The sequence below is a fragment of the Mesorhizobium sp. M0292 genome (assembly GCF_040321695.1).
Classification (GTDB): Bacteria; Pseudomonadota; Alphaproteobacteria; order Rhizobiales; family Rhizobiaceae; genus Mesorhizobium.
The window spans coordinates 42902-64220 of the sequence record NZ_JAMYSB010000024.1; the positions used below are offsets into that span (position 1 = coordinate 42902).

The 21319-nt window shown below is 59.8% G+C and carries 19 protein-coding genes; all 19 read left to right on the top strand.

Features of this window, described 5'->3' with window-relative positions:
• Positions 1 to 65 precede the first annotated feature (65 nt).
• Complete coding sequence (locus NKI96_RS26835) at positions 66 to 545, top strand: ubiquitination-like system serine protease family protein (protein ID WP_502900308.1); 480 nt, start codon at positions 66 to 68, stop codon at positions 543 to 545.
• A gap of 479 nt (positions 546 to 1024) precedes the next feature.
• Positions 1025 to 2107: an AAA family ATPase gene (locus tag NKI96_RS26840; protein WP_023724118.1), complete on the top strand. Its 1083-nt coding sequence runs from the start codon at positions 1025 to 1027 to the stop codon at positions 2105 to 2107.
• 103 nt (positions 2108 to 2210) lie between these two features.
• The gene (locus NKI96_RS26845) at positions 2211 to 4574 is read left to right on the top strand and encodes a S8 family peptidase (RefSeq protein WP_352807055.1); all 2364 of its coding nucleotides are present in this window, start codon (positions 2211 to 2213) and stop codon (positions 4572 to 4574) included.
• Positions 4575 to 4585: 11 nt separating this feature from the next.
• Positions 4586 to 5485, top strand: coding sequence for a hypothetical protein (locus NKI96_RS26850; protein WP_031200395.1), 900 nt, complete (start codon positions 4586 to 4588; stop codon positions 5483 to 5485).
• A 63-nt stretch (positions 5486 to 5548) separates the two neighbouring features.
• The gene (locus tag NKI96_RS26855; protein WP_023724115.1) at positions 5549 to 6130 is read left to right on the top strand and encodes a hypothetical protein; all 582 of its coding nucleotides are present in this window, start codon (positions 5549 to 5551) and stop codon (positions 6128 to 6130) included.
• Entirely contained in the window at positions 6130 to 7296 is a 1167-nt protein-coding gene (locus tag NKI96_RS26860) for a GIY-YIG domain-containing protein (RefSeq protein ID WP_050593830.1), read from the top strand. Before NKI96_RS26855 ends, NKI96_RS26860 begins: the two co-directional genes overlap by 1 nt.
• A complete protein-coding gene (locus NKI96_RS26865) occupies positions 7297 to 8919 on the top strand; it encodes an SIR2 family protein (RefSeq protein WP_023724114.1) in 1623 nt (540 codons plus the stop codon).
• 7 nt (positions 8920 to 8926) lie between these two features.
• Entirely contained in the window at positions 8927 to 9376 is a 450-nt protein-coding gene (locus NKI96_RS26870) for a nucleoside 2-deoxyribosyltransferase (RefSeq protein WP_023724113.1), read from the top strand.
• Between the two features lie 315 nt (positions 9377 to 9691).
• Positions 9692 to 11722 carry a conjugal transfer protein TraG gene (locus NKI96_RS26875; protein ID WP_352806992.1) on the top strand — a complete coding sequence of 677 codons (2031 nt, stop codon included), beginning with the start codon at positions 9692 to 9694 and terminating at the stop codon, positions 11720 to 11722.
• Between the two features lie 115 nt (positions 11723 to 11837).
• The gene (locus NKI96_RS26880; RefSeq protein ID WP_352807057.1) at positions 11838 to 12251 is read left to right on the top strand and encodes a CopG family transcriptional regulator; all 414 of its coding nucleotides are present in this window, start codon (positions 11838 to 11840) and stop codon (positions 12249 to 12251) included.
• A complete protein-coding gene (gene trbB, locus NKI96_RS26885; RefSeq protein ID WP_352806994.1) occupies positions 12248 to 13216 on the top strand; it encodes a P-type conjugative transfer ATPase TrbB in 969 nt (322 codons plus the stop codon). The genes NKI96_RS26880 and trbB overlap by 4 nt, the downstream gene beginning before the upstream one ends.
• A gap of 12 nt (positions 13217 to 13228) precedes the next feature.
• On the top strand, positions 13229 to 13540 hold the full coding sequence (locus NKI96_RS26890) for a TrbC/VirB2 family type IV secretion system protein (RefSeq protein WP_352806997.1): 312 nt from the start codon (positions 13229 to 13231) through the stop codon (positions 13538 to 13540).
• Positions 13537 to 13809, top strand: coding sequence for a VirB3 family type IV secretion system protein (locus NKI96_RS26895; protein ID WP_352806999.1), 273 nt, complete (start codon positions 13537 to 13539; stop codon positions 13807 to 13809). The genes NKI96_RS26890 and NKI96_RS26895 overlap by 4 nt, the downstream gene beginning before the upstream one ends.
• Entirely contained in the window at positions 13803 to 16253 is a 2451-nt protein-coding gene (gene trbE / locus NKI96_RS26900; protein ID WP_352807001.1) for a conjugal transfer protein TrbE, read from the top strand. Before NKI96_RS26895 ends, trbE begins: the two co-directional genes overlap by 7 nt.
• Complete coding sequence (gene trbJ / locus NKI96_RS26905; RefSeq protein ID WP_023669263.1) at positions 16250 to 16975, top strand: P-type conjugative transfer protein TrbJ; 726 nt, start codon at positions 16250 to 16252, stop codon at positions 16973 to 16975. Before trbE ends, trbJ begins: the two co-directional genes overlap by 4 nt.
• A 35-nt stretch (positions 16976 to 17010) precedes the next feature.
• Positions 17011 to 18336, top strand: a complete 1326-nt coding sequence (trbL, locus tag NKI96_RS26910) for a P-type conjugative transfer protein TrbL (RefSeq protein WP_352807004.1) — start codon at positions 17011 to 17013, stop codon at positions 18334 to 18336.
• Positions 18337 to 19068: a conjugal transfer protein TrbF gene (trbF, locus tag NKI96_RS26915; RefSeq protein ID WP_352807006.1), complete on the top strand. Its 732-nt coding sequence runs from the start codon at positions 18337 to 18339 to the stop codon at positions 19066 to 19068.
• Complete coding sequence (gene trbG / locus NKI96_RS26920) at positions 19058 to 20086, top strand: P-type conjugative transfer protein TrbG (RefSeq protein ID WP_352807008.1); 1029 nt, start codon at positions 19058 to 19060, stop codon at positions 20084 to 20086. Before trbF ends, trbG begins: the two co-directional genes overlap by 11 nt.
• Positions 20087 to 20097: 11 nt before the next feature.
• Entirely contained in the window at positions 20098 to 21315 is a 1218-nt protein-coding gene (locus NKI96_RS26925; RefSeq protein ID WP_352807011.1) for a TraB/TrbI/VirB10 family type IV secretion system protein, read from the top strand.
• Positions 21316 to 21319 lie beyond the last annotated feature (4 nt).

Genomic DNA, 21319 nt, shown 5'->3' on the forward strand with positions numbered 1-21319 from the left:
TCAAGAAAACGCACGCGGTACAGTTCAAGGGCGCGGTTGAACGTCAGTCCGAAGCCACCGAGCAGGTGGATAACCCCGGAGACGTTGCACTTGTAGAGCGCGGAGTTCCGCGGTCCCTTGTCATGAGATGCCCCGATGGATGCGGAGACATACTGACGGTTAACCTCGACCGTCGTGCCGGGCCGGCCTGGCGCCTTTATCAACGCGAGGGCGGGTTGACCCTTTTCCCTTCTGTGTGGCGAGACACTGGATGCGGGGCACACTTCATCGTCTGGGACAACGTCATCCATTGGACCAACGATGCCTGGATCCTGCGGCGCAATTCATCACTCGAACGTGCTGTCGAAGGTCGACTCACTGACGAGCTGGCGAGCTTCGTTGATATTGCGGCAGCGGTGGATGAACTGCCTTGGTCGGTTCTCGACGCATGCCGGTCATTGGTGAACTCGGGGATCGCTGTCGAAGGAACCGGCGCCGAGCGGTCCAGCTTCCGCCTGGCGAGTGATAGCGTCCCAACCTCTCGGGCCAGGAAAAGGCGTTGGTAATCAGCCGTGCGACCGGCGGCCTAGAGCGAGAGTGGGACATTGGATCATCTCAACAGCGTGGCGGACCGTCGGTCTTCAGCTTGCCAGGGCTGAACCTGTGATCGTCTGCAAGTTATCTCAGGACTGCTGGATGTTAGATCAGTTCGCGGCGCCGCTTGATCGTCACCATGTGCAAACAAGTCCCGAGTGTTGTACAGTGAGAGGGTATCCTGGAACATCTGTCGACAAGAAGCCGCCCGAGCGTTTCGTAATGGCGGCGCGGCGTGGAAGAAGGTACTGCACGTCTCATAGAAGCCGTGTGACCTTCGAATCGCCGTGGCAGCCCTTAAAACCGAACGTTAATGGGTTTCGAACGACAGTAGATCGTCAGGAGAGGGCAGCTATTTGGGCACTGCCTCTGGCGCTGGCTGCCAATTGCCTTATCATTACGGGAAACAGCGCCGTATTGGGGACGAGTCGAGCGCGGAAGGTAACGGATAATGGCGCGAACCGGCATCGCACGGAAGGATGACGATCTTAGCTTTTCTAGCGATCGTGCTTCGCTGCCGCTTCAGGCGCTTGTTGCCGAGGCCCGGGCCCAACAGCAGAACGGAATCGCTGAGCGAATAGTCGACGCAATCGACGCAAACCGTAGGAAGAGGTCTAATGCGTCGAGAGTGCGTGGATATGCCATCCCACCAGAGCTGAGCGATGTACTTGTCGAGCTCAGGCCGAACCGAAGGCTTAAGGATCTCGTCCTGCCTCCGGACACGTCGGCAGAAATCCAGGAATTTATTGACGAGTACGGAGACATGGGACTGTTGAGATCCCACGGTCTCGAGCCTCGGCACAAGGTCCTGTTGGTCGGGCCGCCGGGAACAGGCAAGACCAGTCTGGCCGAAATCCTCTCGCACGAGCTGCGGCTGCCGTTTTACGTCGTCCGGTATGACGGACTTATTGCGAGCTATCTCGGCGAGACCGCCTCTCGCCTTCGTAAGCTAACCGATTTTGTCGCCGGGCAGTCCTGCGTGGTGTTCTTCGATGAGTTCGACACGGTTGGCAAGGAACGTGGCGACACCCAGGAGACCGGAGAGATCAAGCGCGTGGTAAGTTCGCTGCTACTGCAGATGGACTCAATACCGGCAAACTGCGTCATTGTCTGCGCTACCAACCACCCAGAACTCCTTGATCGGGCCGTATGGCGGCGCTTCGAGCTTCGAGTGGACGTGCCACTTCCACGTCCACAGGAAATATCCCAGTGGTTCCATCGACTCCAAAAAGATTACGGCAACTCTATTGCATTTATTGAGGAAAAGTTCGTACGCACATTGAACGGCCTGAATTTCTCGGATATCGAAGCGTTCACTTTGGACGTGAGAAGGAAGGTCGTTTTGTCTCGCGGAAAACTTGCCGCCCACCAAGCGTTGCTTGAAGGTCTGGCCAAGCTCCGGCGGAAACGGTCGATTCAGGGGGAGACTGAAGATAGCAGACCGTCCGATCATACGGATTCGCCGAAGCGAAAACGTGCTCAAGCGCTTAAAGGGGAGCCGAAGGGCTCGCTTCCCAAGGGCTCGCTCCTCTGAGGAACAATCCAAGAGGCTGGCTCCGGGCATCGCCCTCCTAAAGGAATCACTAGAAGCTGGGGCAACCACGAATGCAGCGTTCGCTTCTCCCGAACGGGCCTTGGTGTTCGAAACCATCGGTCCGGTTGAACGGTTCGTTGCCGCCGCCGAGCAGCTTGGATTTGAGTGGCTGACCGAGGACTACGTCGGCCCCGACCCCGACCCTGTCACCGAGGACGATGCGGACCAGGACGACGCGGGAGATGCCGATTCCGCTATGTCTCGCCTCTACCTCACCATGCCGACCGAGAACGGCATGCGCCAGCTGCTTGCCATGTGGCGGCGGTTCGAGTCGAAGCTATCGCCTCGCGAAGACGAAAAGGATTGGTGGAAAATATTCGGCTACCTTTCCAAGATCCGGTTGTGGAATGCTTCTGACAGGATTGAACCGGCCACCCAGTTCTTCATCCATCGCCGTCTCGCGAAGGATCCGCAGGCGCCCGTACGCCTTGAACTCGATCTGTGGTTCCACGAGAACGAGGAACTCCGCAAGAATGCGAAGCAGGCGCTCGACGGCATCCTTTCTGCGGTCGATGGCAGAATTGTCGATTTCGTGACGATCGAGCCCATCCGGTACCAAGTGGCACTGATTGAGGTCCCGGCCCAACAGGCTAGCGCGATCAGCTCCCGCACTGGGCGCTTGGCCAATGCCGACCCGATCATGTCGATCCGTCCCCAGTCGCTATACGCCACTAGGCCTCTTTCAGAGCCGGACTCTGCGGTGACTAGCCTGCGTGAGGGCGCAAATAACGGACTGCGTCCCGCGGTGGCCGCGATCTTGGATGGATATCCAATGCAGAACCACGGGCTTCTGGATGGGCGGGTGGATGTCATCGAGGTTGATGTGCCGAGCGCCTCGGTTCCCGTCGCTCGGCGATATCATGGTACTGCGATTGCTTCCCTGATCATCCACGGTGATCTAGCAAATGGAGAGGCGCCACTGACGAGAAGCCTCAAGGCGGTTCCTGTCCTGGCCGCACCACAGCATCTCAATGACGAGCGTACCGATCAGGACCTTCTTCCTATCGGCATCATCTATCGGGCGGTCTTCGCCCTGAAGGAAGGGCACGAGCACGCTGGGCCGGCGGGGCCAGACGTCCTGATCATCAATCACTCGATCTGCGACGCAGAAGGGCCTTTCGTCCGTCGGCCAACTCCCTGGGCGCGGCTGCTTGACTGGCTATCGCACAAATACGGCATCCTGTTCGTGGTCAGCGCCGGAAATATAACAGCACGGTTTCCCTCCGGATATCCAGACCAGGCATCGTTCAACGCGGCTTCTCCGCTGGAACGACAGATCGCGCTAATTCGTGCGGTCGAAGCAAGCAAGGGCATTCGCGGTCTGCTCAGCCCTGCCGAGGCCATGAATGTCCTAAGCGTGGGTGCCGTGCATGCGGACGGGGCGGGCGCCTGCCCTTCAGGCACTATTGACCCATTCGCGCCGATTGGCGTTCCAAATCTCGGATCGGCAATCGGCCCTGGGATCAACCGTTCACTCAAGCCGGAGATTGTGGACATTGGAGGTCGGCAGGTCGCAAGGGCAGCCGATCACGCCGATGGGCACCTTGTCTGGCCGGACGAGATTGGACACATTGGACTGGAGACAGCAGCACCCGACCCTTCGGCCGGATCTGTTACGCGTACCCGTCGCTCGACCGGAACGAGCAACGCAGCAGCTCTCGTAACGCGTTCAGGTATCCAGATTGTCGACGCTCTTGAAGAGGTGTTGGCTGAAGATGGCGTCAGCCTGCGAGATTTCAAACGGGCGGCTCTCGCCACAAAAGCATTGCTGGTGCATGGCTCCCAGTGGGGTGATGCCGGTACCTTGCTTGACGCCTCCTATCCACCGCCGGGCACGAAACAATGGCGGCGGCGCAGGGCAACGGTCACGAAATTCCTAGGATACGGCAAGCCGGCGGTCGAGCGGGTGATATCAGGTGCGGTCAACCGTGTCACCCTGCTTGCCGATGATGAGATCAGCCACGAGCAGCTTCACGAGTACCGTATTCCAATCCCAACCAGCATGATCCGCTCAAGGGAGATCCGTAGGATCACGATGACGCTCGCATGGCTGCCCCCGATCCATCCAACCTCCATCGCCTATCGGGGTGTGATGCTGGACGTCGTCGACCAGGACGGAAAGCGTAAGTTCTGGCGAGGTGTGAAGACGATCATGCAGCCCCATCCAGATGATATAAGGCGCGGAACCGTGGCGCACTTCATCCTTGAGGGAAGCAACAGCACTGCATTCATGGATTCCAGCGGACTGTTCATAGGAGTCCAGGCGCGCGCTACCCACCGGAATTTCCAGCAGGCTGCGGTTCCCTATGCGCTCGCGATGACGTTGGAAGTCGGCGCCACCGTGCTGGAGGACATCTACGCCTCCGTTCGCGAAGCCATCCGGCCAAGGCCGCGCGTTCGTGTTTGAAAGGGGACCGAATGGAATTCAACAAATCAGATTGCATCGGAGAGCGGCATCCTTTGGAGATCGCCGCCTATCTGGAGGAGATCGGTGATGATGAAGCGGCTTCCCGCTTCCATCAGCTGGGGGCTCGAAGTCAGGCGATCAGCGTTCCCTTCTTCACCAACGACCAATGGGCCAATACTGGCGCCGCGATCGGATTCATTCCTGAGAATGGGTCTTCGGCAGGAGATAGACTGGACATCGTTCACGCAACGTCGATGGCGCCCGATGAAAAGCTCCGAGGCGCAAGTTTGAAAATCACCCTCGATCGATTCTACGTTCACAACTATCCGGGCTTCGGACGCCATGAGATCCTGTGCGAATTTACGGGGAAGAACCAGGCTGGGAGCAAGTCGGAGGAGATGCGCTTTGCGTTGAAGACCATCGCCACTGACGGCAGCGCAGCCCCGTTGCTAAGCTTGCCCATCTTCGTCGGAGTGAACGTTGGCAACGACGGCCTGAGCTTCGAAGGGCGCACCATCAACGTTCGCAGCGGCGGAACCGACATGTTGGTGGAAGCGCTGGATAACTCTGCTTTCAAGGAAGGGCTATCGCTTCTTACCACCGCGCAGCCCGTGCTCGTGCCCTTCGTTCAGCTCGCTAAGGGCGTTGTTCGTGCGATCGAGAAGCAAGGCAACAACCGGCCTGTCTTTTCATTCGGTCTAGGCTTGGATTTCTCGAAAACGGCCACTTCCGCCAAATTGCGTTTAGGCTCATATGTCGTTGTGCAGACAAATGAGGTCGGCTGGAATTGGAGCGATTTCGTCTTTAGCAGGCAGAGCGGAACTGTCGCTCCCAAGCTCAGCGGCGCTCCCCCGATCGCTCTCAATTACATGATCTTTGGGGTCACTCGAGCCGCTCAAGCAGCGCCTTGAGCGTCGAGGGGACACATGGTTCAATGCAGCAAAGTCACAGAGTGTGAGAAGCTGTGCTCGATCATGTCCTATGATGACTTTATTGACGGACTTGGCAAGACGGGTTTGGGCGTCCGAGAATTCCCATCTCTCCTCGGCACGAAACCCAATTCCATTCACAAGAGTCGCAAACTTGACGAGGTGCTGGACGATCTGGGGGTCATCGCCACGTTGCCGGCTGAGCTGCCTATGCTCGATATTTACGTCAGCCCGGTTTTCGCACGAATAGACCTATTGGCTAAGAAGGCAGGCGGCGCGGCAGCCTCTGGAAGTTCGGTGGCGACAAACAGAACTGCCGTAGTCAGCTGCATAGGAATTGCACCCGATCTTACACGCACACGGACGCAGCCCAGTGCTCCTTGGCAGCGCGCGAGCCTTACCAAAAAGCCATATGGCGCTGAGGCTGCTGTTTATCACAGGCTTGTTCAGCTTAAGGTCGGCCGATCACTGCGTGATAGCCATGACGTAGGCGCCGCAAGGATTCGTCGAATCGTTGTCGATCGGGACCCAGTGGCGTTAACGGCTGGTCTGGTCCTTTGTCGGCTCGCTCTCGCTAAGCCATTCCACAGCATGAAAGCCGCGGATCCAGCCAAAGGATTGCCTTGATGCAGGGCGAACTGTTCGAGGCTCCGACCATGCTTCTCCGAGAAGCTGTTCTGGGTCGCAATGGTGTCGTTCCACTCATTGTCATTGGGTGCGGCCGAAAGAAGCGCCAAGAAGCCGCCCCCGCAGATCAGCTCTATACTTCGGACCGATTCAAAAGTTGCATCAATCTTGTTCGATCGCTCGGGGCGCCCTACGCAATTTTGTCGGGCAAACATGGGATCGTCGGGGGCGAGATGGTTATCGCGCCGTATGATCTCAATCTCCCCGATCTGCCTGAAGCCAATCAACGCGATTGGGCTGAGCAGGTGCTTGATGCGCTTGCTGCTCGTGCTGAAAGCAGGCAGGTGACGCTGCTTGCTGCTAACGAATACAGTATGCCGTTGCTGGAGCTGAACAGAGCTAGGGCCTCTCCGTTGGATATCGTCGCGCCTTGGTTGGGGCTTGGATACTCTGACCACGCCATTTGGCTAACGGAAGCAAAACGAATGGCCGCAAGGATACAGGACCTGGATCGGCTCTATAATTGGATTGCTGAAGAGCGTATAGCGGACCGTGTGTTCTCGTTCAGGGAACTTTCGTCGAGATCCGTACCAAAACGCGGAGTCTATATCTTCTTGGACGGCGCGGAACGGAACTTCCGGGGCGCTGGTTACCGAGTGGTGCGGATCGGTACCCACGCAGTTAGCGCTGGCTCGAAGGCCTCTCTGCGGGGTCGATTGCGCAATCACCTAGGACCTTCCAGTCAGATCGGCAACCATCGTGGCTCCATCTTCCGTCTGCACATTGGTAGAGCGATGCTGGAGGCCGGCCTCGGCCATGGCAGCCTTCCGACTTGGGGTGAGGGTCAGGACGCGCGCCCCGAGGTGAAGAGTTTGGAGATGGAGCATGAGCTTGCGGTCTCTCGGTATCTTCAGGGTTTAGAGGTGGTTCTGCTCGAAGTTGATGACGAACCTAGCAAGGAAAGTTTGCGAGCTAAGGTTGAGATGCAGCTGATTGCATTGTTGAGCGAATCGATGCGGACAATTGATTATCCCAGTCCTGACTGGCTCGGCCTTAAATCTCCTGTAGCGCAAATCCGCCAATCTGGACTATGGAACATCCGTGGGGTCGGGGGGAAATATGATCCAGCCGCAGCGGGCTCAATCGCCTCGATATTCGAGGTCTGAATGATGGTTAGTAATCTTCATGCCGCCATCGCGCGACAACCGCGTCTCCCTCGATTTTTGTGCCACCTCTACCAGAGGCTGAGACTGCAACGGCTGAACCTGGTGACCGGAGCCGGGATTTCAATCGACGCCAAGGTGCCTGGATGGCAGGACCTATTGAAAAGGCTTGCGGAGATTCAGGGCGGCCTCCCTGATGATTTAGCAGCACACGTTGCGGCGGGGCTCCAACCTGAATATCTCGGACAGATCATCTATCATCGCTTTAGAGGGGCATGTCCTGTCACGGAGCCGGCAGAGCTTAGGTCCGCTACGGTCGAATATGAATGGGGCGACGCTATTCACAAGGCGATCTATGAGAAAGTCCCGCAAACAATCGCCGAGGTTATACAAACGCATCCCTATCTCGCACAGCTGCGTGACCTTTCTCGCAAAGTATCACTCGTAATAAATTTCAACTTCGACGACCTCCTGGCTGATGCGATAGGGGAGCAAGTAAAGCAAAGCGCCTTTGGCAGCGAGTCCGGTAACGCCCTAAGCGTCACTTGGCAACCACCTCTTACGGACCGAGGGAATCTGACGACAGTTTATCACGTCAACGGAATATTGCCCCGTGCCAGCCTTAAGAAGCGCAGCCCCCAACTGATATTCACGGAAGATTCTTTCGCGGATGCTCGTGCACGTTCCCCGGGTGTCAGTTCTGAGTATCTGTTTCTTCGCTTTGTTCAAAACACAATGCTGTTGATTGGTCATTCGCTTGCCGACAGCTCTCTCAAAAACTACCTACGTCTCAACCGTGATAAGAGCCCAGCTAATCATCACTATATGATATATTGGATCAAGGAAGAAGGGGCCCTATCAGAGGCGAGAAGGCAGGACATATTTGAGGCCAATCTCGAACTCTATAACTTGGTAACGATATTTCTAACGTCTGCTGAGATCGGAGATTTTCTCGAGATCCTTAATCTTGATGAAAGAGGATTCAGTGAAACCGTAGAAACGCTTGGAGAGGATCGGCGCTCTCGGTATCACTATTATATAGTGGGGCCTGTCGCCTCTGGGAAGTCGACATTGCTTGAGCACTTGCGATGCTTTCACACACACGAAGAATGGACACGGCCACCTCCTCGTGAGATGTATATGGCGTCGAGTAAAATCGGTGAAGAGCAGCAGGCAATTATCGATCAATTCATATATTCGGAACTGAAGGAGAAGAATCGTCGTATGCATGCGGCGACGGCGGGGCTTCATTTTATGGATCGTGCCCCTTTGGATCTTTATGCCTTCTCTAAAAGCGATGACGAGAATAAGATAAAGTCTCATGCATTGCGCGATCTAGTAACTCGCGATCAGCCTCTTCAGAAAGGAGAGATCATATTTATTGAGGCTGACTCCAAGACACTAGTGAAGCGAAATATGGCGCGAGGTCGCCCTCCGGAGGAGGCGGGCAAGCAACCCTATTTTGATGCACAGACTATGACCCTCAAAACGATCTACAATCCGTCGTTTGTCCTCTCAACTGATGAGAACAGTCCGGGTGACATTGCTCGCAAAGTGGCTCGGCACGTTCTATTTGAGGAATATGAACCGACCGAGCTCAACACGATTATTGCGCGCTATGAATGATGCTCGAATGTCCATGCGTATCTATCTGGCAGCCCCGCTATTCAACGACATTGAGCGCAGCTTCAATGAGCGGCTGACAAGCCTTCTTGAGCCTATGGCGCACGTTTTTCTTCCCCAACGCGACGGAAAGCTCATGCGCGATCTAGTGGATGGAGGGATGCCAGTGGAGGCTGCGAGGCAATTGGTGTTTGAGGCGGACATCAATGCCATTAGAAGGTGCGATTGTATCGTTGCTGTACTGGATGGTCGCACGATTGATGAAGGCGTGGCATTTGAAATTGGCTACGGTCGTGCGCTCAACAAGTTGTGCCTTGGTCTCAAGACCGATGATCGAACATTGCTACCCTCTGGCGACAATCCTATGATTGTTGCAGGATGTAAGAAGATATTTGCTAACACCATCGAACTCGTTGCCTGGTTACGCGGAGGATTTCTCTCCGCACGCGACGCAGGTTGAAGGGGCGACATGCTACCCGGTCATGATCGCGGGGTGTTCGTCGACCCGCAAAGAGACTCATTACGTTGCTTCATTGCCTCATCAATTCCTTCAACTTGAAGACCCCGTGTGGCCCCATTTCCAGGGCGCAAGCTGCCGGCGGGCCATGATCGGCTTTGCTAGCGAGGCGTAAAAGAAGGCAGGAGTGGCTTTTCGGCTACCTGCCCCACGCCGAGCGTCGATCGGATACCATCGCAGCAGGTAGTGCCTGACGGCCATTCGCGTTCGTGTTGAATGGCTCGATGCTTGGCCTCAGGCACAGACAGGAACAGCGCCATGACACCCACCAAGGTTCTAATTGGGCAGATCGCCGTTGTCTTCGCCTTTGTCATCTTTGGTGTTTGGACAGCAACGCAATGGTGTGCCCAAACGTTAGACTATCAGTCGCAACTCGGATCCCCATGGTTTGTCGTAGCCGGCTGGCCGATCTACAAGCCGTGGCAACTGTTCGGTTGGTGGTTCCATTTCGATGCCTACGCGCCTGAGGTGTTCGACAAGGCGGGCGCACTTGCCGGAGCCAGCGGGTTCCTGGGCTGTGCGGCCGCAATAGCTGGCTCCCTCTGGCGCGCGCGGCAGAGTGGGTTGGTCACCACCTATGGTTCCTCACGATGGGCCGCGGCTCGGGAAATCGAGAAGGCAGGCCTGTTTCAGCCGGCCGGCGTTTTCCTTGGCAAACTTGAGCATCACTATCTGCGCCATGACGGGCCGGAACACGTCATGGCCTTTGCGCCGACACGTTCGGGCAAGGGCATCGGACTAGTTGTTCCGACGCTTCTTTCCTGGACCGGCTCGGCCGTCATTCACGACATCAAAGGCGAGAACTGGCAGCTGACCTCCGGCTGGCGGTCGAAGTTCACCTACTCCCTTTTGTTCAACCCGACCGATCCAAGGTCGGCGCGGTACAACCCGCTGCTGGAAGTGCGCAGGGGTTCAGATGAGGTCCGCGACGTTCAGAACATCGCCGACATTCTCGTCGATCCGGAAGGCGCGCTGGAGCGGCGGAATCATTGGGAGAAGACTAGTCACTCACTCTTGGTCGGGGCCATACTGCACGTGCTGTACGCCGAAGAAGAAAAGACGCTCGCTCGTGTCGCCACCTTCCTGTCGGACCCGCAACGCTCGTTTGCCACGACGCTGCAGCGAATGATGACGACCAACCACCTTGGAGCGCCCGACAATCCCAAGGTTCATCCTGTCGTGGCCTCGGCGGCGCGTGAGGTGCTGAACAAGTCAGAGAACGAGCGTTCAGGCGTTCTTTCGACCGCCATGTCGTTTCTCGGGCTCTACCGCGATCCCACTGTGGCGGCGGCAACATCGGCCTGCGACTGGCGTATTGCCGATCTAACGGATGCAGAACGACCGATGTCGCTCTATCTGGTCGTGCCTCCATCAGACATCTCTCGCACCAAGCCGCTGGTGCGACTGGTGCTCAATCAGATCGGCAGACGGCTGACGGAGCGCTTAGAGGGAGATCCCAAGAAGAGCCGAAAGCATCAGCTGCTCATGATGCTTGACGAATTTCCTGCACTCGGGCGGCTCGACTTCTTCGAGACCGCACTCGCCTTTATGGCTGGTTACGGCATTCGCGCCTATCTGATCGCGCAATCCTTGAATCAGATTTCAAAAGCGTATGGCGAAAACAACGCCATTCTCGACAACTGTCATGTGCGGATTGCCTTTTCCTCCAATGACGAGCGAACGGCCAAGCGCATTTCGGACGCGCTGGGCACAGCGACGCAACTGAGATCCATGCGCAATTACGCCGGCCACCGGCTGGCACCATGGCTCTCGCACGTCATGGTGAGCCGCCAGGAGACTGCCCGGCCGCTGCTGACTCCGGGCGAGGTGATGCAGCTGCCACCATCCGACGAGCTGGTGCTGGTTTCGGGGTTGCCGCCGATCCGCGCCAAGAAGTTGCGTTACTACGAGGATCGGAATTTCACCGAGCGAGTGGTGCCTGCGCCGGCGCTGCTCGACGGTCCCTATGTCGATCGTCCTCCGTTGCGTCCAGAGGATTGGTCTGGGCAGGTCCGCAGCGTTGACCGCCGTCTAGCCACCGACGACGAAAGCCCCGGCGCGATGATCGAAGACGAAGGCGGCGTGCAACAGCAGCGACATCCCGGCCTGCCCGACGAACAGACCATCGTCGCGCAGGAGCCACACCAGGACAACCTGTTCAAGCCCGCCGACGATGACAGCGAGGTACTCGCCGACAAGCGCGTCATGGATCGGATTTCCACTGCCGCGCGCGCCTATGGCATCAACGAGGGACGGGGCGACGACAGGGACATCGTGCCCGGCTTCTGAGCGCTTCCCCGGCTCGGGCGTATCTCGGCGTAAATAACGCCCATAAGCGATTTTGCGGATCTCGACGATGCTCGTTCTCACCGGCGCATCAGCGCTGGTCCATCGGAACGAGCGCATGAAGTCTCACCGCATTCGCCACCAATTTCTGCTCGAACCCGAATTGAGCGAGAAGCTCGAGACCCTCAGCCGCAATCCTTCGACCACCAAATCGGCGATCGTGGCCAGAGCGGTCGAGGCCTTCATCGAACGGCGCGGCGAGAACGAGCTCGATCAGCGCTACGGCAAGCGGCTCGACCGTCTTTCCCGCGACCTCGGCCATGTCAGGCGCGATGTCGAGATGATCCTGGAGAGCCTGGCGCTCTTTATCCGCTTTTCGATCACGCTTCATGCCCACACCCCAGTCCCGGATCGGGCGACACAGGCGATTGCCCAGGAGCGGTTCGACAAGTTCGTCGAGCAGGTCGGGCGCCAGGTTGCTTCCGGGAAGGGTGCGCTTGGCAACAAGAACGACGGGGGAGGGGAAGGATGAGTTTTCATCCAGAGGCCGACCACCGCCGCCGCGCCATGCTGCGCACCGCCATGGGGCCGGCGATCACCGAGGCACTCGCCGATACGACCGTCATCGAGGTGATGGTCAATCCCGATGGCGCGCTGAGGCTCGACCGGTTGGGCGAAGGCCGGGTCGAGACCGGCGTGCACATGCATCCTTCCGAGGCGGAACGCATCATCCGCCTGGTTGCCTCCCACGTGCGCGCCGAGGCGCATGCAGATAATCCGATTGTCAGTGCCGAATTGCCATCAGGCGAGCGCTTCGAGGGTCTGCTACCGCCGGTCGTGCTGGCGCCATGCTTCGCCATCCGCAAACCGGCGGCAAAACTCTACACGCTGGCCAACTATGTCGCCGATCGCATCATGCTCCCGCTGCAGGCTGATGCCCTGAGGAAGGCGGTGCGCGAGCGGCGCAACATTCTGGTCGCCGGCGGCACATCGTCGGGCAAAACGACACTTGCCAATGCTCTACTGGCAGAAGTCGCCAGATGCGGTGAGCGGGTGATCCTCATTGAGGACACCCGCGAGCTGCAATGCGCGGCCAAGGACTGTGTTGCTTTGAGGACGAGGCGGGGCTCGGTGACGCTTGCCGACCTCGTGCGCTCGACCCTACGGCTGAGGCCCGACCGAATCATCGTCGGCGAAGTCAGAGGCGCGGAAGCCATCGATATGCTGAAGGCGTGGAACACCGGTCACCCCGGCGGCATTGCCACGGTTCACGCCAATTCGGCACGCTCGGCGCTCTATCGGATCGAGCAGCTCGCCCAGGAAGCCGTTGTCACCGTTCCCCGCCGGCTGATCGCCGATGCCGTCGACTTCGTCATCTTTATTGCCGGAAGAGGATCCGCGCGCCGCGTTGACGCGATCGCCGAGGTCACGGGTCTCGACGGCAGCGGCGATTACGCCCTCACCCCGCTCACCCTTCCGCAACTCCAGCAGCTTTGAAAGGTCACTTTCATGTGCAAGAAGCTTCGCTTTCTTTCGTCCGCCTTGCTCGCGTTTGTTGTCACCGCACCGGCGTATGCGGCCGGCTCCGGCATGCCCTGGGAACAGCCGCTGGAACAGATCCTGGAGTCGGTGCAGGGGCCGGTCGCCAAGATCGTCGCGGTGATCATCATCATCACCACCGGCCTGACCCTTGCCTTCGGCGACACGGCGGGCGGATTCCGCCGGCTGATCCAGATTGTCTTCGGCCTGTCGATCGCCTTCGCGGCATCGAGCTTCTTTCTCTCCTTCTTCTCCTTCGGTGGCGGAGCACTGGTCGGATGAGCACCGGGGAGCAGCATATCGAGGGCTTCGAGGTGCCTGTCCACCGGGCACTGATTGAGCCAATCCTGCTCGGCGGTGCGCCGCGGGCGGTGGCGATCCTCAATGGCACGGTGGCCGGGGCCATCGGCCTAGGCCTGCAGCAGTGGATTGCCGGTCTGATCCTCTGGATCGCCGGCCACACGCTCGCGGTCTTTGCCGCACGGCGTGATCCGGATTTTGCCAGCGTGCTTGTCCGTCATCTTCGTCAAAAGGGCTGGCTTGCATGCTGAAGCTTTCCGAATACCGCGGCAAAGCCGACCGGCTTGCCGACCATCTGCCCTGGGCAGCACTCGTCGCGCCCGGCATCGTGCTCAACAAGGATGGCAGCTTCCAGCTGACATTGCGGTTTCGTGGGCCAGACCTTGCAAGCGCGACGGAGGCCGAACTTATCGGCATTTGCGCGCGGGCAAACAATGCGCTGAGAAGGCTCGGCTCTGGCTGGGCATTGTTCTTCGAGGCCGAGCGCATCGAAGCGCTGGGCTATCCGAGCTCGGCCCTTCCCGATGCTGCCTCATGGCTGATCGATGAGGAACGGCGCGCGGCATTCGAGGGCAAGGTCGCGCATTTCGAGAGCATCTATCATCTGACCTTGGTCTTCATGCCTGGGCCCGATGGCCAAGCGCGCGCGGAAAGTGCTCTCGTCGACTCGCATCACTTGGGAGGGGAAAGAGACTGGCGCCAGGAGCTTGCCCGGTTCCGAGACGAGACTGACCGCGTTCTCGATCTTCTTTCGGGCTTCCTGCCCGAGGTGCGCGCGCTCGACGATGCCGAGACCCTAACGTACCTGCACGGCACGATCTCGATCCGCCGTCATCCGGTCGCCGTGCCGGAAACCCCAATGTATCTTGACGCTGTCCTTGTCGATGAGCCGCTCACAGGCGGCTTGGAGCCGATGCTGGGCGAGCAGCATTTGCGCACGCTCACCGTTCTCGGCTTTCCCAACCTCACCCGGCCAGGGATTCTCGATGCGCTCAATCACCAGGATTTCGCCTATCGGTGGATAACGCGCTTCATTCCTCTCGACAAGGCGGAAGCCACGAAGACGCTGACTCGGCTCCGCCGGCAATGGTTTGCCAAGCGCAAATCGATCGCGGCTATTCTGCGCGAGGTGGTGACCAACGAACCGGTGCCTCTCGTCGACAGCGACGCCGACAACAAGGCGCTCGATGCCGATGCAGCACTGCAGGCATTGGGCGGCGATCATGTCGGCTTCGGCTATCTCACCACAACGGTGACGGTGTGGGATCAGAACCGTGAAGCCGCCGCGGAAAAGCTCCGCGCCGTCGAGCGGATCGTCAACGGGCTCGGCTTCACCACCATTCGCGAAAGCATCAATGCCGTCGAAGCGTGGCTTGGTTCATTGCCGGGTCATGTCTACGCCAACGTTCGCCAGCCGCTCGTTCACACGCTTAACCTTGCCCATCTCGTGCCGCTGTCGTCCGTGTGGGCAGGTCCAGCGGAGAACGAGCATCTTGCTGAGGTCACCGGCGATCACGCTCCGCCGCTTCTTTTCGCCGAAACCAGCGGCTCGACGCCGTTTCGGCTTTCGACCCATATCGGCGATGTCGGCCACATGCTGATTGTCGGGCCGACCGGTGCCGGCAAGTCGGTTCTGCTTGCCCTGATCGCTTTGCAGTTCCGACGCTACGCTGGCGCGCAAATCTATGTCTTCGACAAAGGCAATTCGGCCCGCGCCGCCACGCTTGCCATGGGCGGCGACCACCATGCGTTGGGTGCGAATGGTGCGCTTGCTTTCCAGCCGCTGCGCCACATCAACGACCCGGCCACACAGAGCTGGGCGGCCGAATGGATCGCCGGCCTCATTGCCCACGAGAATGTCACCGTCACCCCGGAGGTGAAGGAGGCAATCTGGTCGGCGCTCACCAGCCTCGCCACCGCGCCGGCGCAGGAACGCACGCTGACTGGCCTGTCGGTCCTGCTTCAGTCCAATGCGCTCAAATCGGCGTTGATGCCCTACACGCTCGACGGTCCATTCGGCCGGCTGCTCGATGCCGATGACGACCGGCTGGCCATCTCGGATGTGCAGTGTTTCGAGACCCAGGAGCTGATGCACAGCCAAGGCGCTGTGCTGCCTGTGCTCACCTATCTGTTCCATCGTCTTGAGGACCGGTTTGACGGGCGGCCGACGCTGCTCATGCTCGACGAGGCCTGGGTCTATCTCGACAACCCGCTCTTTGCCGCCCGCATCCGCGAATGGCTTAAGGTGCTGCGTAAGAAAAACGTCTCCGTCATCTTCGCGACGCAGTCGCTTGCCGACATCGCCGGCTCTTCTATCGCACCCGCAATCATCGAGAGCTGCCCGCAGCGCATTTTTCTCCCCAATGATCGTGCGGTGGAGCCGCAGGCACGGGCAGCCTATGAGCGCTTCGGTCTTAATGAGCGACAGATCGAATTGGTCGCCCGCGCCATGCCGAAGCGCCACTACTATCTGCAGTCGCGCCGCGGCAATCGCCTCTTCGAGCTCGGGCTAGGCCCGATCGCTCTTGCGCTTTGCGGCGCCTCCGACCCGGCCGCGCAGACCCTGATCGACAATATTCTTTCCGAAGAAGGGCAGGGCAGCTTTGCCGCCCGTTTCTTCAGTGCGCGCGGCCTGGATTGGGCTGCCGAGCTTCTCCAGCAATTTCCTCAACCTAACAAGGAGCAATCGTCATGATCGGACGCCGCCTTTTTACTAGCCTGGTCACCGTTTCCCTGATCGCCAAACCGATGGCTGACTACGTCCAGCCGGCCTATGCGCTCATCGTGTTTGACCCGTCCAACTATACGCAGAATGTGCTGTCGGCTGCACGCGCATTGGAGCAGATCAACAACCAAATCCAGTCGCTTCAGAACCAGGCGACCATGCTGCAGAACATGGCGCGCAACCTTCAGCGCCTGGATTTCTCTTCCGTGGGCCAGCTTACCGGCTCGCTCCAACGGATTGACGGTCTGATGACCCAGGCGAGCGGCCTGAGCTTCGATCTCGACAAGCTGCAGGACCAGTGGCGCCAGCAATATCCGGAAAGCTACGACGCCACCATCAAGGTCAGCGATGTGGCGAGCGCCGCGCGCGAGCGCTGGCAGAGCGCCATGCAGGCGTTCCGCCAGACCATGAGCGCGCAGTCGCAGATTGTCGAGAACGTGCAGGCCGATGGCGACCTGCTTACCGATCTCGTCAATCGCAGTCAGGGCGCGGCAGGTGCCCTCGAGGCAAGCCAGGCTACCAATCAGCTGATCGCGCTTTCGACCAAGCAGCAGATGCAGATCCAGACGCTGCTTGCAACCCAGTTCCGGGCCGAGGCCGAGGATGCGGCGCGCAAGGCGCAGTCTGAGGAAGCCGCTCGTGAGACGACGAAGCGTTTCCTGGGCACCGGCACGGCTTATCCCGGCAACTGAGCGGCAGTTCTTCAAGACACGAGGAAGGCGGCGACATGAACGACCTCGGAGTCATCGATCGCTTCATGGAGACCTTTACCCGCTACATTGACAGTGGGTTCGGTCTGCTTTCGGGCGACGTCGCCTTTCTCACCACCATTCTGATCGGCATTGACATCACGCTCGCGGGCCTGGTCTGGGCGTTCGGCGGCGAGCCCAACATTCTTGGCCGGCTTCTTCGCAAAGTGCTCTATGTCGGCGCCTTCGCCTTCGTCCTGAACAATTTTAAGAACCTCGCCGACATAATTTACCGCTCCTTTGCCGGTCTCGGCATCAACGCATCGGCCGGCAACCTGTCCGCCGACAGTCTCCTGCGGCCAGGCCGCATTGCCGCGGCCGGCTTCGAGGGCGCCTGGCCGCTCCTCAATCAAGCGAGCCAGCTAGTAGGCTTCCCCGAGATCTTCGGTAACGCGCTCACCATCTTCGTGCTGCTTCTGGCCTGGTTCCTGGTCCTCATCGCCTTCTTCATTCTTTCCATCCAGCTCTTCATCACCATCCTCGAGTTCAAGCTCACCACGCTGGCCGGCTTCGTCCTGGTGCCCTTCGCGCTCTGGAACCGCTCGGCGTTTCTGGCCGAGCGCGTGCTCGGCAATGTGGTTTCGTCAGGCATCAAGGTAATGATGCTCGCCGTCATCGTCGGCATTGGCTCGACGCTGTTCGGCGAATTCGCATCCGCGCTGCAGGGCAAGGAGCCGGACCTCGCCGCAGCCATGTCGCAGGTGTTGGGTGCCCTTGCGCTGCTTGGCCTCGGTGCTTTTGGGCCTGGCATTGCCTCGGGTCTTGTCTCCGGCGCGCCGCAGCTTGGCGCGGGCGCAGCACTTGGAACAACGGCGGCCGCAGCCGGATCAACGCTCGTTGCCGGAAGCGCCGCGCTTGCCGGCACGCGCATGGCGGCCGGCGGCAGTCTTGGTGCAATTCGTGCCGGCACAGCTATGGGATCGGCTGCTTCCACAGCCTGGCATATGGGCCGTGTAACAGCGCCTGACTCCGGCCTCTCCGGGGTAGCTGCTGGGCTGCAGGGTGTTGCGAGTGCCGCTGGCGGCGCCGCGATGCGGGGAATGCGATCCGCAGCAGAACCATTGCGCCGTAGTGCCGATGCCGGTCGTGAGGCTGCCTGGACAGCGACGGGCGGCACGCCGACCAGCTCGATGAGCGGAAGCTCTCCAATTATTACAGCCCCCGCGGCCGCGCCTGCCTGGGCAAGGCGTCTGCGTTCCGAACAGACAGCCCGTGCCCATCGGCACGCCGCCATACAGGCGGTGCGCGATGGCGACCGGGGCGGAAGCGGCGCCAATCCCTCTCTCAACGACAAGGAAGATTAGATGCTCTTCAAGCGACCCGTTCAGCGTTACGGAAAGACGCCCGAGCCCGAAACACCTTATCAAAAGGCCGGTCAGCTCTGGGACGAACGCATCGGTACAGCGCGCGCGCAGGCGAGGAACTGGCGCCTTGTGGCCTTTTGTTCGTTGGCTCTGTCAACCGGACTTTCCGGCGGGCTCCTGTGGCAGTCGATGCAGGGCCGTGTTGTGCCTTACGTCGTCGAGGTCGACCGGTTTGGCGAGGCGCGCGCCGTCGCGCCGGCAATCCAGAATTACCAGCCCGACGATGCCCAGATCGCCTGGCATCTCGGCCGCTTCATCCAGAGCGTCCGCTCCGTTTCCACCGATGCGGTTCTGGTACGGCAGAGCTGGCTATCGGCCTATGATTTTGCCACCGACCGTGCAGCTCTCTTCCTCAACGAATATGCCAAGGCCAACGACCCCTTCGGCCAGATCGGCACGCGCAGCGTGTCGGTGCAGGTGACGAGCGTGGTCCGGGCGTCCGACAGCTCGTTCCAGGTCAAATGGACCGAGCAAGAGTTTGAGCGCGGCAGTCTCGCCAGCACGACGCGCTGGACCGCGATCCTCACCATCGTGATCCGCCCGCCGAAGAACACCGATCAGCTGCGCAAGAACCCGCTCGGCGTCTTCATCAACGCCATTGACTGGTCGCGCGAGCTCGACAGTGACGCGCCGACATCCCTTTCCCCTAAGGAGCTCGCCAATGACAAATAGACTTCCATCGTTCCGCGCCGCCTTGATCCTGTCGGGGTCGGCTGCGGTTCTTTCGGCCTGTGCCTCGAAGCCAGTGCCGCCGCCTCAAATTTCCTATGACGCGGCTGACTTCAAATCGGCGGCAATCGAAAAGGCGCGGCAGATGCCGGTCAAGGTCGTCGAGGTCCCAAAGCCTCTGCCGCTGCCCGGCCAGTTGCAGCCTGAGCCCGGCAAGGTCGCCAAAGACAGGCGCTCGCCTGAAGAACGTGTCGCCGACGCCAACAAGGCGGCGACGCAGCAACCCACGAAGTTTGGCTATGTCAACGCGGTGCAGGTCTACCCCTTCGCCGATGGCGCGCTCTACCAGCTCTACGCCGCGCCGGAACGCGTCACCGACATCGCCCTGCAGCCAGGCGAGAAGCTGACCTCGGTGTCGGCGGGCGATACAGTCCGCTGGGTGATCGGTGACACAACGAGCGGTTCCGGCGACGACCAACGCACCCATGTGCTGGTCAAACCCTTCGCGCCGGGGCTTGCCACCAATCTGGTGATCACGACCGATCGGCGAAGCTATCACCTTCAGCTGCAAAGCACTGAGAAAACCGCCATGGCGGCGATCTCCTGGACTTATAGCGAGGACCAGATCATCGCGCTTCGCCGCCGCAACGCTGAAGCCGAGGCTGCTGCGCCGGCGGCATCGAATGTCGCCCTCGAAAACATCCACTTCCGCTATTCTATCACCGGCGATACGCCGGCATGGCGCCCGACGCGCGCCTTCGACGATGGTAGCAAGGTCTATATCGAATTTCCTGGCCGCATCGACCAGGGCGAGGCGCCGCCGCTCTTCATCGTCGGTGCTGACGGAGACAACCAGCTCGTCAACTACCGCATGCGCGGCAACTATTACATCGTCGATCGCCTCTTTGCCGCGGCCGAACTGCGCCTCGGCACTAAGCAGCAGCAGGTGGTGCGGATCACGAGGACTGACGGCCGGCAACCGCCGCGGCGGGTGTCGCTGTTTTCGCGTTTTGGCAGGTGAAGGGAGCGCTCATGACCGACACCACTCGCCCCAATGTCCCGCCGAAACTCGATCCCGAGCAACTGCAACTGCGAGCCTCGCCGCGCCGACCTGTGCGCTTCCGGCGCGGTGTCATCGTCGCGATCGCGGCGGTTGGTTCCGGCACCATCTTTGGCGTCACGATGATGGCGCTGCAGGGGCCGGCGCTGCGCCTGAAGCAGCAAGCCGAAGAGCTTTACAACACCGACCGCAAGCCGACCGCCGAGGGTCTCGACGGGCTGCCCAAGGACTATTCCGGGAGCAAGCCGAAGGCTCCGGTGCTTGGACCGCCGCTGCCTGGGGATCTCGGCCGTCCTATTCTCGAGCACCAGCGCCAGCTTGGCATCGCACCAGGGCAAGACGTTTCCGCCGAGGCCCAGCGGCTTGCACAACAAGCGATTGAGGCGCGCGAGTCGCAAGTCCTCTTCCGCAGCGAAAACCGGCCGCTGCAGGAGGTTGTCGCCGCCAGTGGGCAGGGAAGGCGGCCGCCGTTTGATGCACCGCCGGCGCAATCCGATGCCGAAGGCGCGCGAGCTTCCATAGCGCCGGCCGAAGGCGACCAGAACAACCAACAGCGCAAGCTCGATTTTGTCAGCCAACGGAGCACGAACGGCATCTACAATCCACATGCGCTACAAACGCCGGCTTCGCTCTATCAGATCATGGCCGGGAGCGTGATTGCGGCAAGTCTGATCACGGGCATCAATTCGGACTTGCCTGGGCTTGTCGTCGCACAGGTCACCGAGAACGTGCACGACAGCGTCACCGGGACCATCCTGCTGATCCCTCAAGGTTCTCGTCTGATCGGCAGCTATGACAGCGTTGTCGCCTTTGGCCAGAAACGTGCGCTGCTGGTCTGGCAACGCATCGTTATGCCGAACGGCTCATCGATCCAAATCGACAATCTGCCGGCAACGGACGCTGCCGGTTATGCCGGGCTTGAGGACAAGGTGGATTTCCACACCTGGCAGCTGATCAAGGGCGTCGCGGTAGCCACATTGCTCGGCGTCGGAACCGAGTTGAGCTTTGGGGAAAACGAAAGCGACTTGGTCAAGGCAATTCGTGAATCCACCCAGCAGAACGTCAGTCAAGCCGGCCAACGGATCACTGAAAAGAACTTGAACATCCAACCCACGATCACCGTCCGCCCTGGTTGGCCGTTGCGCGTCATCGTGCACAAGGACCTCGTGTTGCGACCATACACGGGGTGAAGAG

Coding starts and splice junctions, on each gene's coding strand:
- NKI96_RS26840 (WP_023724118.1), top strand. CDS start 1,025: ATGGCGCGAACCGGCATCGCACGGAAGGATGACGATCTTAGCTTTTCT.
- NKI96_RS26850 (WP_031200395.1), top strand. CDS start 4,586: ATGGAATTCAACAAATCAGATTGCATCGGAGAGCGGCATCCTTTGGAG.
- NKI96_RS26855 (WP_023724115.1), top strand. CDS start 5,549: ATGTCCTATGATGACTTTATTGACGGACTTGGCAAGACGGGTTTGGGC.
- NKI96_RS26860 (WP_050593830.1), top strand. CDS start 6,130: ATGCAGGGCGAACTGTTCGAGGCTCCGACCATGCTTCTCCGAGAAGCT.
- NKI96_RS26865 (WP_023724114.1), top strand. CDS start 7,297: ATGATGGTTAGTAATCTTCATGCCGCCATCGCGCGACAACCGCGTCTC.
- NKI96_RS26870 (WP_023724113.1), top strand. CDS start 8,927: ATGTCCATGCGTATCTATCTGGCAGCCCCGCTATTCAACGACATTGAG.
- NKI96_RS26875 (WP_352806992.1), top strand. CDS start 9,692: ATGACACCCACCAAGGTTCTAATTGGGCAGATCGCCGTTGTCTTCGCC.
- NKI96_RS26880 (WP_352807057.1), top strand. CDS start 11,838: ATGAAGTCTCACCGCATTCGCCACCAATTTCTGCTCGAACCCGAATTG.
- trbB (WP_352806994.1), top strand. CDS start 12,248: ATGAGTTTTCATCCAGAGGCCGACCACCGCCGCCGCGCCATGCTGCGC.
- NKI96_RS26890 (WP_352806997.1), top strand. CDS start 13,229: ATGTGCAAGAAGCTTCGCTTTCTTTCGTCCGCCTTGCTCGCGTTTGTT.
- NKI96_RS26895 (WP_352806999.1), top strand. CDS start 13,537: ATGAGCACCGGGGAGCAGCATATCGAGGGCTTCGAGGTGCCTGTCCAC.
- trbE (WP_352807001.1), top strand. CDS start 13,803: ATGCTGAAGCTTTCCGAATACCGCGGCAAAGCCGACCGGCTTGCCGAC.
- trbJ (WP_023669263.1), top strand. CDS start 16,250: ATGATCGGACGCCGCCTTTTTACTAGCCTGGTCACCGTTTCCCTGATC.
- trbL (WP_352807004.1), top strand. CDS start 17,011: ATGAACGACCTCGGAGTCATCGATCGCTTCATGGAGACCTTTACCCGC.
- trbF (WP_352807006.1), top strand. CDS start 18,337: ATGCTCTTCAAGCGACCCGTTCAGCGTTACGGAAAGACGCCCGAGCCC.
- trbG (WP_352807008.1), top strand. CDS start 19,058: ATGACAAATAGACTTCCATCGTTCCGCGCCGCCTTGATCCTGTCGGGG.
- NKI96_RS26925 (WP_352807011.1), top strand. CDS start 20,098: ATGACCGACACCACTCGCCCCAATGTCCCGCCGAAACTCGATCCCGAG.